Below are 16066 nucleotides of genomic sequence, written 5' to 3' on the forward strand. Positions count from 1 at the left end.
CCGGTGAAGTCGGGCTTTACTTGGGCGGAAGGCTCCACTAACCAGCGCCTTCGCCGCCGGATCGGTAGTGAAGGTTTGCCTTCGCCATGGCTTCGGCTGCGGGCGCGTAGCTCAGCGGTAGAGCACTCCCTTCACACGGGAGGGGTCACAGGTTCAAACCCTGTCGCGCCCACCATCCCCATCTGTCGTCGCGACCGGCCGCCGCAGTAGGCGCAGCACCATCACGCCCAACAGCGCGGCGCCGCCGAGGATGATCGCCCAGAGCAGCAGCGTCCGCCTGTCGGGGCCGCTGCTCGTGGCCGCGGCGACGAGACGCGGCACATCGGAGCCTCCGGCGACGGTGGCGGCGGGCAGGGTGGCCGCGGCGCTGGGCGGCGCGTCGGGCATCAGCGTGGCGAGCGGCAGGAACGCCGCCTTGCTGCCCGGGCGCCCGGCGGCGAGCGTGAACGGCGCCGAGCCCTGCGCGACGAAGACCAGCTCGACAGGCGCCAGCGTCAGCGCGACGGCGGGCGTGCCGGTAAAGCCTGCCGCCTTGCCATCGGGCTCGATACGGATCTGGCGGGCGCCGCGGCCATCGAGGGCAATGGGCGCGTTGCGGCGCAGTCCGGTGGTGGCGCGCAGGCGATAAAGCGTGCCGGCCCCGAGCACGGCCCAGGGCTGTTCACGATTGTCACGGCCGAGGATGCGAACCGGGATCAATTCGGCATCGCCGGCGAGGGCGACATCGAGCGTCGCCAGCGGCGTGGCGAAGGGCAGCTCGAAGGCCAGCGCGCCATCGGGCTCGCGGCGCGGGGTCACCGCCAGGCGCGGTGCGGGCAGGCGATCGGTCGGCCCGGTCAGCGCCAGCGTGGCACCGCGCACGGCAACGGCGCCCACGAGCTGCGTATCGCCGCGCCAGCGCACGCGCAGGTAGCGATCGCGCAGCGGGATGCCGCCGAGTTCCACGGTCGCATCACCGGGGGTCGCGGGTCCGGCGCGGTAAAGCGTGCGCTCGCCGACGCGGGTCCAAGTGCTGAGGTCGCTGCTGGCCTCCACGGTGAAGGTCACTGGCTGCATGGCCGGCACCGTGGCATCGAGCGCCAGCGTCTCGCCGGGCAGCCGCACCGCGCGGGTATCGAACAGCACGCCGAGGACGATGTTGCCGTCGGCGCCGGCAACGGTGCCGGCGACCGTCGCGACCCGGGCGTTGCGGGCGGCGTCGAACGCCAGCGTCAGCCCGGTGACCTGGAGCACGCCCGGCCGGCCGAGGATCGGCAGCGCCGGCACGGCGAGGGTGCGGCGCCCGGGGCGGCCGCCATCGGCCAGCGCCATCGGGACGGCGGCACCAGCGCCGTTCAGGATGCGCAGGTCGGCAAGCCCGGGTTCGCGCAGCGCGACCAGCGCCACCGCCGGTACGGCCAGCCGCTGCAGCGGCGCACCCGGCACCGGTGTGATGGGCAGGCGGACGGCGTGGTCATCGCCGGGTTTCGCGGCGCCGGGGGTGGCGATCAGGAGGGCGATCAGCAGCGGGCGGATCATGCCGGCCGTTCCTCCGGTGCCCGCGGCGGCAGCGGCACGAAATAGCCGACGATGAGCATCAGCACGCCGACCGCGATAAAGGCGACGATGCGCTGGCCGCCGCCGGTCGCCGACAGGTCGACGAGCAGCAGCTTGACGACCACGGCGCCGAGCAGGACCGCCCCGGTCAGCCACAGTGACCGCTCCACGCGGCGATGCGCGACCAGCATCAGCGCCAACGCCAGCAGCGTCCACAGGATCGACAGGCCGGTCTGGACGACGGGGCTGTCGATGAGGCCGTCGAGGCTCCACGGCGCGCCGAGCAGCTGGTGGGCGATGCGCAGCCAGACGGTATTGATGACGATGAAGGCCAGCCAGGCCAGCATCGCCTGGCCGTTGCGCCCCGTCAGCCCGCCGGCGGGCAGCGGATCGAGCCCGGCGACGGCGCGCTGCCACAGTAGCAGGGCGGCGATGGCGAGGCCGAGGACGAGCTCGATGGGGTTGAGCAGCGGGATATAGGGCAGCGGCGCGGCATCGCCGGCAACGCCCAGGGCGGCGACCAGCGCGGCGCCATAGACGCCGACGGCGATCGGCAGCGCCGCAGTCCAGGCATAGGCACGGCGATGGGCGGCGATGGGCCAGCGCGTGCTGCCCGATGCCGCCGCCAGGCCGGCGAGCACCGCCGCTGCGCTGAGCAGCGGCACGGCGGCGGCCCACGCCGTGTTCCACAATTGCGCGCGATCGATGCCGACCCAGATGATGTCGGCGAGGAACAGCATGGCCAGCCAGACACTGCCGATATGCGCCAGCCGGGCAAAGCCGCTGGTGTCCTCGTCCCGGTCGTTGGCGCGCAACAGCGCGACGTGGAGGCCGATGGCGATCAGCCAGGCCGCCCAGTCGGGCGTATCGAGCACGTCATGGCCGTAGAGCTGCCGGGCAATGAGGGTAAGGCCGAGTGGCAGCAGCGTCAGCCGTCCGGGCCAGGTCGCGATGCGCCAGCCGAACCGTCGGCCGGCAAGGCTGGCGATGAATGCGCTGGCGACGACACCGAGCATGGTGGCAAGCGTCTGCCAGTCGGGATCGATGGCGGGGAGCACCGGCCCTCCGACGACGGTCGGGGGCAGCAGACGCGTCGCTTCCAGCGCGATGGCGAGGCACCAGTAGAGGAAGCCGACGACGAAGGCGCCATTCGGCAGCGTGCGTTCGTACGCCCGCAGCTCCGTGTGACCGGCGGCGGGACGCAGCCACCAGGCGACGGCCAGCAGCGCCGCGGCGATCAGCGTGGCGCCGAGGAACTGCGGGCCGAGCAGCGGCAGCGCTGCCATGTTGGCACCGATGGTGCCGGGGAACATCAGCGCCGACACGGCGATGAGCCCGAGGCCGAACAGCCGCGGCAGCCAGCGTTGCTGGCGCAGGCCGACCCAGAATGCACCGGCGCCTTCGATAGCCCAGGCCGACGATGTCCAGCGCGCGCCAAGCGCCAGCGGGATAGCGAGGGTGACGAAGCCGGTGCCGATGGCGACCATCGCATCGACGAGCAGGCGGTAGCCCGGCCCGGCGCGGCGGGCGAGGAAGGTCGCCAGCCCGACATAGATGGCGGCAAAGACCAGCGCCGAGATGGCATCGCCGTACTGGAGATGGCGGACGAGCCCGACCTGCAGCCCGAAACCGACCAGCGCCGGCCCGAACAGCAGCGTCGAATCGACGAAATTGCCGAGCCGGCCCGGGGTGTTGCGGGCGTGGAGGATGGCGGCGGTGACGTAGATCAGGATGAACAGGATGAGGAACGACTGCGCCATGACATAGCTGGCGGGCGTGTAGCTGAGCACGCCCCAGGCGGTGGCGACGCCGAAGGTGGCGAAAAAGCCGATGAGGTTGACCACCCGCCACGATCGGCGCTGGGCGATGAACAGCACGGCGAAGTTGAGGACGGCATAATAGCTGAACAGGCCCAACCCGTCGCCGTCGCCGCCGACCAGCACCGGCACGGCAAAGCCGCCGGCAAAGGCGGCCGCGGCCAGCACCTGCGAATTCTGCAGCAGGGCAAGCGCGCAGCCGAACGCGCAGACGATGATCATCAGCACGAGCGCCGCCATCGGTGGCAGCAGCTCGTAGAAGCGCGCGGCGCCGAAGATGGTCAGGTAGATGACGGCGACGCCGCCGCCCTGCAGAGCCAGCGCGAAATCGGGCCGGGCCTCGCGGCGAAGGAAGCCGACGACAAGCAGCGCGATCCCGGCGGCACCGATGGCGGCGAGACGGAATTCGATCGGGAGCAGCCCCGACATGGCGGCATAGCGCGCGAGGAACGACAGGCCGACGAACAGGATGACCAGGCCGACGCGGACGATGGTGTTGCCGCCGAACAGCCAGTTGCGGGCATAGGTGAAGGCGCGTGCGAGCAACCCGGGTTCGGCTGGCGCCATCGGCTCGGGCTGGCGCGTTGCCTGCCAGGGGTCGGCCGCTGCGGGCGCGAAATCGGGATCGGGGTCGCCAGCCTCGAAATTGTCGATAGCCTCGCGGTCGTCTGCAGCGTCAACGATCGCTTCGGCGGCCGGCGCACGCGCCTGCAGCGGCGGTCGCCGCGTGGCGTCGACCGGGACCGGCTGCGTCTGGGCCCGCCTGAATTCGGCACGCAGCACGTCGGCCAGCGTCGCGGTTTCTTCCTCGACACGAGCGCGGATCTCGGCGTTGATCGCACTGACCAACCAATAGGTGGCGACGAGGCCGACGATGGCGCCGATGACAAAGCCCAGGTCGGCGGCTTCGCCGACGGCGCCCCCTGCCAGTGCGCCGATGACGAGGCCCCAGCTGCGCAGGGCGGTCGGGCGCGATGTCATCGGGCAGCGCGAACGGGGAGGGACATCGAGGATCCGTCGGTAAATGGCGACAGGCAAAACGCACACACGCCGCGGCCAGGTCGCAGCTGTCGTATCTGCCGCCAAGCGCCGCGCTTTGGCAAGCGGCCAGCCGATGCAGGGGCGCAACCGTTCCGTAACACCTTCGTTATGGCCGCTGAGGGAAAGACCATGCCGGACAACGAAGATTGGCGCTTTGAAAAGGCCCGTGAACTCGGGCTGGTCGACATGGGGCCGCTGGCGGGCCGGCGGGATGCCCGGCCGCACAGCAAGCCTGTCGCCCGTCCGGTGCCGCCAACGCCGCCAGCGCCCGCAGGAAACACGGCACCCCCGCCGGTAACGGCTGCAGCACCGCCCGCAGCGCCGGACATCGTGCCGCCCGTACGTGAAGCGCCGCCCGCGCTGCCCATCGAGCCTCGGGCCGTGGCGCAACCATCGCCGCCACCACCGTCGGCCCGGCCGGCTGCTGCGGCAGTACCGGCACCGCCGCGGGTATCACCGGCGCTGCGTGCGGCGGCGTTGGCGGTCGCGCTGTTCGCCGCCGCGGCGGGCGGCTGGCTGCTGCACGCGGTGCTGGGCACGCCCGACCCGGTGATGACGATCGCGGCGCGACAGGCGGCAGGCACGGCGACACCGGCGACCCGGCCGATGGTCGCAGCTAATCCGGCGCCCGTGCCCGAGCCGTCGGCGACTGCTGTTCCCGCAGCGGTGGCCGAGGCGACGGTTGCGCCGGCGCCGGCCGTCCAGCGCGCGGCTATGGCGACAGCGCCCAAGCCCTCCGTCCAGCGCGACGCGGCGCTCGAGGCGGAGGCGGCCCGGACCGCCGCGGCCCTGCCTGCCGTGGCACCGCCTGCCGTGGCCAGGTCCGCTGCCAGTAGGACCGTAGCCGAACCTCCCGCACCGGTTGCCGATCGTCGGCCCCCCGTCGTGACCAGCGTCGATGCCAGCTTCGATTGTCGCCGCGCGCAGACCGAGGTCAATCGCATGATCTGCGCCGATGCCCGTCTCGGCGCTCTCGATGCCGCGATGGGTGAGGCCTATCGCGCCGCCGTCGAGCGGGGCGGGGTAGCGGCGGAATATGATATCGATCGCGAGCAGGCGTCGTTCCTCAACGCCCGCGCCAGTTGCGAAACGCCGGGTTGCATCGCGCGCATCACCCGGCAGCGACTGGACGACCTGTACAATTATTGAAGGCGGCGTCGTTCTTGACTCGCCGAAACGATGATGAGAGGATCACACCAGGTCGCTGAAATAAACCGTTAACCTTTTTGCGGAACGGGCCAACCCGTCGGATGAAAAGGTGCCCCGAGGGGTGTGGTTTTCATGGCGGCGCGCGGAATCTCGATTGTCGACCTGCTGGGCCTGCCGCCCGGATCGACTTCGCTTGTGCCTGCCGATATCCGCGCCGAGCTCGCCAAGCTTGCCGTTGTCGATTTTACCGTCATCACCAGCGACGCGGCCTTCATCTATTCGGGCACGATCCGCTCATTGGGCGAGGCGTTCTTCAGTTCGTCGTTGAACTGGCCGATCGAGCTGCCGATGCTTAATGTCGGTGTGCCGTTTCAGCTGGTGCGGCGGCGGCTGCCGCTGGTCGGCGATATCGAGCCGGCGCCCGATGGTTTCCAGCTCGACCTGCTGCTCAACCGCGTCGCCATCGCCATCCCGGGGCTGCAGCCGGCGGTCGCGATTCCCGGTGTCGATGTCACGCCGACACATCTGGTGCGGCCGATCGCTGGCCAGCCGCTGTTCGGCAAGCGTGTCAAGATCGTCGGCTCGGGGACGCTGCGCATCGCCTCGGCGCCGGGTGGCGGCGCGCCGGTCATCCGCTTCGTCGCGCCGCCCGATCCGTTTGACCCCGATGCCCCCACCGGGGCGCTGGTCGGGCTGACCTTCGAGCCGGCGAGCTTTTTCCTCGGCAGCTCCGACTATGGCCTGACCGTCGACCAGCTGCTGTACGACGACAGCGAGGCCTTTACCCCCGCCGATATCGAGGCACGCGGCCAGGGTCCGGAATGGCGCGGCATCTCGATCAAGGAGGCGACGCTCTATTTCCCGCGCAGTGCGCCGGCGGTCGGCGATCTCAGCGTCGGGGTGCGCGACGTACTGCTCGGCAGTCCGCTCGGCCTGCAGGGCGAGGTGCGCATCGAATTCGGCACCACCCCGGTCAACCCGGCGACGATCAGCGTCACCCAGCATCAGGTCGGCACGCCGCCGGCCGATGTCGCGCTGGGCAGCCCCGTCCCCGCAGCCGGGCCGCGCACCTACCAGGTGCAGCTGTCGGGGCTGGCCGGCAGCCGCGCCCTGGTGTCGGCGCGCGGGCCGGAAGGCAGCACCAACCGCTGGACGCTGCCCGACCGGACGATCATCATCGATTCGACGACCGGGCAGTTCGCGGTGGAGGCCGGCGACACGCTGCGGGTGGCGGGCGTCGAGGGCGCGGCGGGCGACCTGGCGGTGTCGCCCGAGGTCACCATCCTCTTCGTGCCGCAGGCGGCGGCGTCGCTGCCGGCGATCACGGTCACATCGGGTGGCGAGGTCCGCAGCGGCGTGCTCAGCATGTCGGGTACACAGGAGATCCTGTCGGGATTTGCCTATACCCTCGATCCCGCGACTGACCCGGCCTTCGAATGGCAATTCGGGGAGGGCGTGTCGGCGCAGACCGCGCGCGGCGCCAGCTTCACCCCGGTGATCCCGGCCACACCGGGCCTGTATTTCCTCAGCGTCGGCAAGCCCGATGGCGTCCCACAGCGGTTGCGCATCGAGGTGCTGGCCGAAGGCGCGCTGCTGATCGGCTGCCGCGCCGGGCTGTTCGACATTTCGGCTCCCGTCGGCGTGCGGGCGGTAGAGGGCACCTACCGCCTGCCGTCATTCAATCGCCGCGGCGACATGGACCCGTCGCCGGACAATGCGACGCTGGTCGGCGGCGTGGTGTCGGTGCCGGCCGGCGACCTGGCCAGCGTGACCGCCGACTGGGGCGGCGGCGGACCGCCACCGCCGCCGGCGACACAGGTCGCGGTGTCGCGCCATGTCCAGGTGCTGATGCAGTTCGACCATACGACGCCGACCGGTTGGGTGGCCGATGCCGATGGCGACGGGACGGTCGAGGTGATCACCGCCGACGATCAGGCGCGGGCAAAGCTGGCCGAATGGACGGCGAAGTGGAGCGGCGCGCAATTTATCGTCGTCGGACGGACCTGCGATATCGGCACCCCGTCGCGCAACCAGACGCTGTCGGCCGAACGCGGCGCCGCCGGCAAGGCGCTGCTCGGCGGCGCGGCGGCGTTCCAGCGGGGCGAGCGTTTCCAGTGGGGCGAGGCGGGCGCCGATGCCGGGGCGGCCCTGGAGGGCATGTCGACGATCGATGCCGACGAGCGTGCCAAGACCGGGACCAACCCGACCGCCGCGCCCGATTATGACGGCTGGCTGTTCAAGATCAGGACCGGCGGCGGCTTTGCCGGCGATCCCTCGACGACTGCGCATGATCGCCCACTCTTCAGGCGCGCCGATTTTTACGCCGTCGGCGGCACCCCGGTTGCGGATCCGGCGGCGCCGGCGGATGCCGCCAGCCAGGCGGCGACCGAGCTGCGCCGGGCACTCATCCCCGGCACGCTGCCGCCAGCGTTGGTGCCGTTGGCGCCGCGTGATGTCGCGACGCCCTATCGCGTGCGGCTGGTGGTGCGCTGGGACAGCCCGACGGTCACCGAATTGTCCGATGCGATCCCGACGCAAGCCGAGCTGACCATCGCCTGGCAGGGGCGGTCGATCCCCGTGCCGGGCGGCGTCGGGGACGTAACACCGACGGCGAGCCAGCCGCAGCAGGTCGACGGGCACGAGGTGTTCACGCTGATCGGTGGCTGGACCTATGACCCGCGCACCACCGCGACGCAGTTCAGCCTGGCGCTGAATTCGACCGGCGATCCCGATGGGCTGGCGATGCTGACCGGCGATTCGGCGCCGATGAACGCGGTGGCGACGGCCTTTGCGCTCGGTCCTGCGCTGCTGGCCGGCATCGGCGCCGGCGATGTCGCAGGCGGGGTGACGCGGGTGGCGGCGCTCGTCGCGGCGATCGGCTTCGCCGCGGCCTTCGGCAAGGACGGCAAGGTCGTCTTCCACGGCGTCAAGGTCGAATGGCGGCAGCGGGCGATATCGAGCGTCGAGGGCGCGCGCTTCCGGCTGCTTTGCGATTATACGGCGGCGATCGGTTTCGATTTCGACCAGTTTGGCATCCGCATCGTTGCGAACAAACCGATCAAGGTGCGCTACCGCGATGTCGGCATCGAGATCGACAGCGCGCGCAGCGGCTTCGAGGCGTTCGGCGTCGTCTATGAAAACGCCAGCTTCGACATCGAGGACCCGGGCCAGTGGGTCATCAATGGCCCGTTGGGGGAGCTGATCCGTGTCGCCGGCACCCGCGCCGGCTCCGGCAGCACCTGGGTGGAGCTCGACCTGAAGTTCGCACTCGACCTGGGGGTGGTGAAGATCACGGGCTGCACCCTGCGCGCCAGCTTCACCAATGGCGGGCTGGGCATCGAATTCCGCGGCTTTTCGGCGTCGGTCGACCTGCCCGGCGTGATCAGCGGCACCGGCAGCGTCAGCATCGGCGATGGCGGCCTGATCCGCGCCGGGCTGGCGGCGACGATCGTGCCGATCAACACCAGCGCCTCGGCCAGTCTCGCCTTGCAGGGCGATTTCGTCGCATTGGAGGTGGGCGTCATCCTGCCGGTCGGCATCCCGCTGGCGCAGTCGGGGCTCGCCATCTACGGCTTTGTCGGGCGGGTGGTGTCGAACGGCAAGCGCGATTTCACCAGTGTCGCCGCCACCGATCCGGTCGGCCGCGAGCTCGGCTGGTACGAACTGCCGGGCGCGCAGAAATATGCACCGGCGCCCGGCCAATGGGCGATGGGCCTCGGCATCAGCATCGGCACGATGCCCGACACGGGCTTTACCTTCAACGCGCTCGGCATGGTCTCGGTCGGCTTTCCCGATCCGGATGTCGTCATCAGCATCGATGCCAAGCTGTTCGACCGGCCGGCGCTGCCCGATGAAGAAAAGCCGCCGTCGCCGGCGGGATCGCTCCGCATCCTCGGCGTCATCGCAATCAGCCCGCGTGCCGTCGTCGTCGGGGTGCGCGGCAGCTATCTCATCCCCAAGGTGCTGAAGCTGGAACTGCCGTTCGGCGCCTATTTCCCGCTGCCGGGCAACCCCGACCCGGCGTTCGTGCGCATCGGCGCCGACGGCATCAACGGCCGCACCGGCGATCCCGTCAGCCTGACCTTGCTGCCCGGCACGCTCGATATTGGCGTCTGGGCCTATGCGATGGTCGAGGAGCGCAACCTGATCCGGCTCGGCGATGTCGCCGGCTTCGATCTCAACGGTTTTTCGATCGGCTTCGGCGCCGGCTGGGCGATGCAATGGGGCGGCGGGCCGATCTACCTGCGCGCCTCGGCCAAGATCCTTGCCGGCCTCGGCACCAAGCCGCTGACCATCGTCGCCGGCCTGTTCATCGAAGGCGAATTGCGGCTGATCATCGTGTCGGTATCGGTACGCGGCAACGTCAAGGCACTGATCACCGAGCAATCGCAGCTGTTCAGTGGCGAATTCTGCGGCAAGGTCGATTTTTTCTTCTTTTCGGTCGAAGGCTGCGTCGATGTCGAATTCGGCAGCGGCAGCGACCCCGGCGTGCCGGTGCCCGACCATCCGCTGACCCGCGTCGACCTGACCCAGCGCACCGGCGCCATCGTTGGGCGCGCCTATCGCGCCGGGGAAACGGTCGATCCGCAGCGTCCGGCGCTGGCCTGGCCCGATACCGTGCCGCTGCTCAATTTTGCCGCCTATGTGCAGAACCGGCTGGCCGGATCGTCGTTCGCGCCGGTGCCGGCGGAGCTGCCCGGCGAGCCCTGGAGCGGCAGCAGCGAGCTGAAATACGCCTATCGGCTGACGTCGCTGGCGATCCGCAAGTCCGGCGGCGCGGCGCTGCCGGGCCCGATCGAAAGCGTCTGGTGGTGGCCGACACATCGCGGCGGCGTGCTCGATCCCGAGGACGCGCCGCCGTCGGCAAACGAAGGGCGGCAACTGGCGTTGCTGAGCTGGCACCCGACGCCCTGGTCGCGCAACATCGCCGATGGCGGCAAGGATACGCCGGCCGATCCCGGCGGCACCGTCGGCAACCTGTGCACCCCGATCCGCGACCGGTTCCGCACCTGCGTGCGCGGCGACATGCTGGTGCGCGAGAGCCTGGAGGCGGTGCGCCTGTCGGGGCCGCCGGGCACGCGCTTTGCGGCGATCGTCGCGGAAGGCCTGCCGGGATCGACGTCGCTCGCCGATGCCGCGGCAGCGCTGGCGCTGGCGGGCTGGAGCCTGCATGCCGGGGAGCAGCGGGCCTTTGCGCCGCCGATCAACGTGCCGTCGGGGCCGTCCGCCGTCACTGCCGGCTATCGGCTGGCGAGCATCATGCACGGGCCGGTGTTCGTGGCGACGCTGGGCGCGCGGATCGAGCCGACGCTGGCGCTCGACGATGCGGTGCTGACACTGGAACTGTGCGTCGGGGCCCGGCAAGGCAGCGTCGGTGGCTGCGACGATTACGGCGACCTCGCGATCGGTACCCAGGTCGACGGCACGCTGCGGCGGCCCGGCGTCACCTATCAATGGCAGTCCGACCTGTGGAAGCAGGCGTCGCCGATCGTCGACCATTTCGCGCCGGATCGCGACGGCCGCGCCGAGCTGTGGGTCGGCAGCAAGGGCGTGGTCGCCAAGCTCGATGTCGCGACCGAACATGTCGAGCTGACGGTCGCCTATTCCGGCGGCGAGCCGATCACCGCGATCGCCATGGACGCCAGCGGCGCCATGGTGGCGCGCGCGGTCGCGACCGACGTGCTGCGCGAGGCGCAGGTGCTGGTCCTGCATGCGACGAGCATTTCGGCGGTGCAGGTGTTCGGCGGCGGCGACGGCCGCAAGATCTCGATCGAGGGCGGTGGCTCGCTGCTGAAGTTCTGCATCGGCCAGGGTGGCGGCGGTATCGCAGACGAGCTGCGCACGTTGATCGCCAGGGGCGGCGACGCCCAGTTGCCGCGCGTCCAGGCGCGGATGCCCGATGGCAAGCTGGTGACACTGACGGCGCGGGGCGTCGGTGCCGGCAATGTCGACCTGGGCCCCGGCAGCGTGCTGCGCGCCGCCGTTCGCCGCTGCGCGCTCGTGCAATATACGGTGCCGGCGGGTCGGACGGCGACCGAGCTGGTGATTTCACCATGGACCGGCGGCCAGGTCACCGTCGTGTCGCTGTGCGGGACCGACTGGGTGACGCGCTATATCCAGACGGTCAACGGTGACGCGCAGGCGGGGACGGCCGGGAGCCTCGGCGATCACAGCGACCCGTCGACCAGCGAGCGGCCCAACCTGCTCGACGCCGATACCGATTACGAGATCGTCGTCGGCATGCAGTGGGTCGGCTGGCGCAAGCCGCGCAATGCGCCGGCCAATGCCGGGCCGCCGCCGATCAGCGATGCGCTGGCCTGGCAGGATTTTCCGGAGGCCGTGCACCGGTTCCGCACATCGCCCGCTGCTGTGCTGCCGGCCAACCCGCCGCCGGCCGATTTCAAGGATGAACGCACCTTCGATCCGCGCGGGCTGATGCGCTATTTCCTCGGTTTCCGGCCCGATGGACTGGGGGCGCCGCATTTCCTCGGCGACACCATCAAGGTCGATTTCCGCGCCGATCATATCGCGCCGCTGCTGGCCAAATACGGCCGCGACCTGCGGTTGAAGCTGCGCCGCACCGATCCGCCGCCCGCCAGCCTGGCCGGGCCGGGCGGGCTGGGTGGCTCGCTGCCGCCGCCGCTGGTGCCGATGATGATCGTCGTCGGGCTGCTCGACAAGTTCCTGCTCGAACCATCGGACCTGCTGCTGGTCAACGCCGCCGAGGATGCGCCCTGCGTGCCGAACCCGCCGGCGGTGGGCGGGCGCACGCTCGACATCACCGCGCCGCTGGAACCCGATGCCGATTACGACCTGCTGCTGGTGGCGCCGCCCGCGGCGACCCCCGATGTCGACATGGTGCTTATCACCCGCGGCCATTTCCACACCTCGCGCTATGCGTCGCCCTCGGCGATGCTGGCGGCGATGGCGCTGCCGATCACGGGCAATCCCGATCCGCGGCTGCCCACCGATGCGCTGGTGGCGCCGGGCCTGCCGGCGGCGGTGGCGGCGGCAAACGATGCCGCCTTCGAAGTCGTGCTGCGCGCCCTGGGCCTCGATCCCTGGCCGTTGCCGACGCTGCCGCGTGTGGTGGCGCTGTGGAGCCGGACGGCACCGTTCCACCTGCATGGCATCATGCTCGAGACCGATGAGCCACTGGAGCGGCCGGGCCGCATGGCCGTCGCGTCGATCACGATTGCCGGCGTGGCACTGCAGCGCATCGTCGCCAACACGGCGACAACGCGCATGATCTGGATGGCGGCGACGCCGTTGCTGCTGGCGGGGGATGCGGTGATTTCGGTCGCTGTCCTCGACGGCGCCGCCACCATCACCGGCCGGCGATCGATCCTGAAGCTGCCACGCATGGCGTTCCTGGAGGGGCTGGCATGACCTGGATGGCGCCGCCACGGCTGCTTTCCGGCGTCGGCATCGACGATCCGGGTGATCCGCACCTCGCCAAGGGCGGCCATATCCGGCTGTTCGCCAATCCGGCGCTGGGCCTGCCGGTGGCGCCCATCATCGTATCGCGGACGATCCTCGATGCCGACCGGCTGAAGCGGCTGGGCCGGCGGGTGATCGAATGGCGCGACAGCAACGGCTTGCTGCTGACGCCGCCGTTCGACGTCGTGCCCGGCAACCCGGTCTATGGCACGCTCCCGCCGATGCCGCAGGCGCGCTGCATCTGGATCCGGGTCGACATGACGCCGCAACGGCAACTGCCGCCGATCGATCCGCGGCTGCCGCTGGACCCGCGGCGACGGCTGGGCGACATCGTCATCGACCGCCCGCGCCGCGACCCGGCCGACGTGCTGCGCCCGCTACTGCAGGGCGGCCTGCAGCTGGCGCAGATGGAAACGTCGCTGCTGGGTCCGGCGGTGGTGCAAAGCCGGTCGACGGCGCCGTACATGCTCGCCGGCAGCCATATCGCGCGGATCCGCGTGTCGGGCAGCGGCACGGTGCGCGGCGTGACGTGGGTCGACGCGAATTCCTTGAAGGGCGAGGACGGCAAGCGCTGGACGATGTGGTCGCTGCCCCATGACAGCGCGCCGCGTTACCTGTCGCTGCCCGATCCCAGGGGGCGGGCCAAGGACCGTGTCGCCAACGGCGCGCCAAAGCGCGAGGCGATGTACGATGCGCCGGGCGCGACGCCGGCGACCGCTCCGGCTTTTGCCGACCCCGTCGACCATGATGTGACGCGGGTGGTGAAGCGCTATGACGGCGACCTCGAAAAGGCCGTCGATAGGCTGGTCGGTGACCTCAGCGCGCCGCCTTCCGAGCTGGTCGATACGGTCGCCAGCCGCGACGAGATCAGCGGCAGGGTGGTCGGCACGATCAACGTCAATCTGCTGGCGGCGGTGCAACTGGCCTCGGTCGATCCTGGCATGGCGCGCTGGTTGGGGTTCGCCGATACCGATCCGGAGGTGCCGGGCCTGCCGGCGCAGACGCTGGTGCTCTACTGGATCGACAGCTGGTGGGACAGCCGCGCGGTGCCGTCGAAGGGGCTGTTCGGCAAGTTGATCAACAGCGACATCCTGGGCGCAAAAAACGACCCCGAGGTTTTCAGGCGGACGTTCGACGGCAAGGTGCCCGACGCCGTGCGGGCGCTGGTCAACATGGGCACGATCATCCCGCTGATCGTCGGCGTGCCGCCCGACCGGCCGCTGCGGCCGGCAATGGGCGCGCTGCTCGGCGGGCCGTGGAACACGACGCTGGTGCCACCGGCGGCGGCGCGGCAGGTGACGGTGCCGCTGTCGGGGCTGACCGGGGCCAATGTCCTGGCCTTTGCGCGCAGCGGTGCCGCCGGGCCCGAGGCGCTGCACGAAAAGTGTCCCGATGGCGGGAGGTTGCCGATCAGCGCCGCGCTGCTGCCCGACGCGCTGACGCCGGGGCGCGGCGAAGTCTATGACCGGTTTTCGCCGCCCGATCCGATCCGCTATCGCGTCGCCCAGGCCGACTGGTTCGGCCGCTGGAGCGAGTGGAACGAGGCGCAGTCACCGCCGGGCATCCGGCCGCGGCCGCCGCGCCCGGTGCCGGAGCTGTTCTACACCCAGCCCGACATTCCCGATCCGATGCACGATGCGCCGCTGGCGGGCAGCATCAATGTGCGCGTGGCGGTGCCGCAGCCGCTGCAGCTGCCGCCGGGCAGCCAGGTCGTGACGACGCTCGAGATGACATTGAACGGCGGCGCGCCGGAACTGGTGGCGGTGCCGGGCGGTGCGCTCGAGCTCGACCTCACCCGCGTCGGGCCGGCGCTGGCGCGCTGTGCGACAGGCGCCATCACGCTGACCTGCCGCTGGCGCGATGCGGCGGGCATGTTCTCCGATCCGTCGCCCGAGATGGGCCGGGATATCAAGGACCCGCGGCCGCCGGCGGCGATCGTGATCCCCGAGGTGCTGGCCTATGGCTCCCGCCCCGACGTCACCGGCAAGTCGCGCATCCAGCTGCGCTGGACCAACAGCCCCGGCCAGGCGACGACGCGGGTGTACCAGAGCGACGAGACGACATTGCTGACCGTGCTCGAAAAGGCCGGGGCAAGCACGCAGGGCATCCGCGACGCGATCGCTGCGGCACCGAATCCGGCGGCGCGGGCGGCGATCTTCGTCGCCAACAAGGCGCGGTTCGGGCGGACGGCGTTCGAGCTGGTCAACCCCGACGGGTTTACGGCGCAGGCCTTCGAGCACAAGGTGTCGGGCAGCCTGCGCGTGCTGGTGTTCTATCGGATCGTGCCCGTGAGCGCTGCCAGTGTGGAGGGGCGGATCGGCGACAGCGCGCTGGTGCCCTATGGCATCCCCAACTCGGGCCCGCCGGCGACCCCGCTGCTGATCGTCAAGCCGGTGTTTGACGCCGGGGATGCCACACCGGTGCAGGCCCAGGTCATCATCCGGGTGCCGCAGGGGCCGGTGCAGGCGGGCGAATACCGGCTGCGGCGATCGGCGGTCGAGAGCCGGATCGTCGAGCGCATGCCCGTCGCCCGTACCGGCAGCGTGCCGCCGCTGGCCGCCGGCGCCGGGCCCGAGGCGATGCAGGAGGTGGCGACGCTGCGCGACACCGGTGGCAACGAGTTCAGGACGCCCGACGTGCTGCTGCCCTGGACGGCGTACAGCTGGGTCGTGGAGGTCCGCGGCGGGCCGGAGCCGGGCAGCAGCGTGCCTGGCGAATGGTCGCCGCCGAGTGCCGCGGTGACGACGGCGATCATCCCGCCGGGGCCGCCGCCGGCACCCGAGAACGGTCAGTGGGACGGGGCCACTGAAGTCAGCTTCAGCCACCCCGAACCGCTGCGCGGCGGCAGCATAGGTGCCTATGCCATCGATCTCTATGCCCAGCCGCCAGGCGGCGATATGGCGTTCGTCGCGGTGCTGTCGGCCGATGCCGAGGCGGCCAACGGCGGCCGCCAGCCCGATCGCAGCGGGCGGTTCCGCTTCACCCTGGCGGCGCCGCCGGTCAGCGGCACGGTGTTCCGCGCCATGATCACCGACCCGGCCGGGCGCACCAGCGTGCCCAGCGCCGCGGTGATCGTGCCATGA

The 16066-nt window shown here is 70.8% G+C and carries 5 protein-coding genes and 1 tRNA gene; 4 read left to right on the forward strand and 2 right to left on the reverse strand.

Features of this window, described 5'->3' with window-relative positions; translation table 11 throughout:
• Nucleotides 1-100: 100 nt before the first annotated feature.
• A tRNA-Val gene (locus ACP7AI_RS02320) sits at nucleotides 101-175 on the forward strand.
• Here the strand turns inward: ACP7AI_RS02320 and ACP7AI_RS02325 are convergent.
• Both ACP7AI_RS02325 and ACP7AI_RS02330 read right to left on the reverse strand, forming a co-directional pair.
• Nucleotides 154-1518, reverse strand: coding sequence for a DUF3999 family protein (locus tag ACP7AI_RS02325; RefSeq protein WP_426163641.1), 1365 nt, complete (start codon nucleotides 1516-1518; stop codon nucleotides 154-156). The two genes, ACP7AI_RS02320 and ACP7AI_RS02325, sit on opposite strands and share 22 nt — an antisense overlap.
• Nucleotides 1515-4334, reverse strand: coding sequence for a DUF2339 domain-containing protein (locus ACP7AI_RS02330; protein WP_426163643.1), 2820 nt, complete (start codon nucleotides 4332-4334; stop codon nucleotides 1515-1517). The genes ACP7AI_RS02325 and ACP7AI_RS02330 overlap by 4 nt, the downstream gene beginning before the upstream one ends.
• A gap of 189 nt (nucleotides 4335-4523) precedes the next feature.
• Here ACP7AI_RS02330 and ACP7AI_RS02335 point away from each other — a divergent pair, with 189 nt between their 5' ends.
• The 3 genes from ACP7AI_RS02335 (at nucleotide 4524) to ACP7AI_RS02345 (ending at nucleotide 16066) form a co-directional block, all read left to right on the forward strand.
• The gene (locus ACP7AI_RS02335; protein WP_426163645.1) at nucleotides 4524-5543 is read left to right on the forward strand and encodes a hypothetical protein; all 1020 of its coding nucleotides are present in this window, start codon (nucleotides 4524-4526) and stop codon (nucleotides 5541-5543) included.
• 132 nt (nucleotides 5544-5675) lie between these two features.
• Entirely contained in the window at nucleotides 5676-12932 is a 7257-nt protein-coding gene (locus tag ACP7AI_RS02340) for a hypothetical protein (RefSeq protein ID WP_426163647.1), read from the forward strand.
• Entirely contained in the window at nucleotides 12929-16066 is a 3138-nt protein-coding gene (locus ACP7AI_RS02345; protein ID WP_426163648.1) for a hypothetical protein, read from the forward strand. The genes ACP7AI_RS02340 and ACP7AI_RS02345 overlap by 4 nt, the downstream gene beginning before the upstream one ends.

It is taken from the genome of Sandarakinorhabdus sp. DWP1-3-1 (assembly GCF_049896705.1).
In the GTDB taxonomy this organism is placed as follows: domain Bacteria; phylum Pseudomonadota; class Alphaproteobacteria; order Sphingomonadales; family Sphingomonadaceae; genus Sandarakinorhabdus.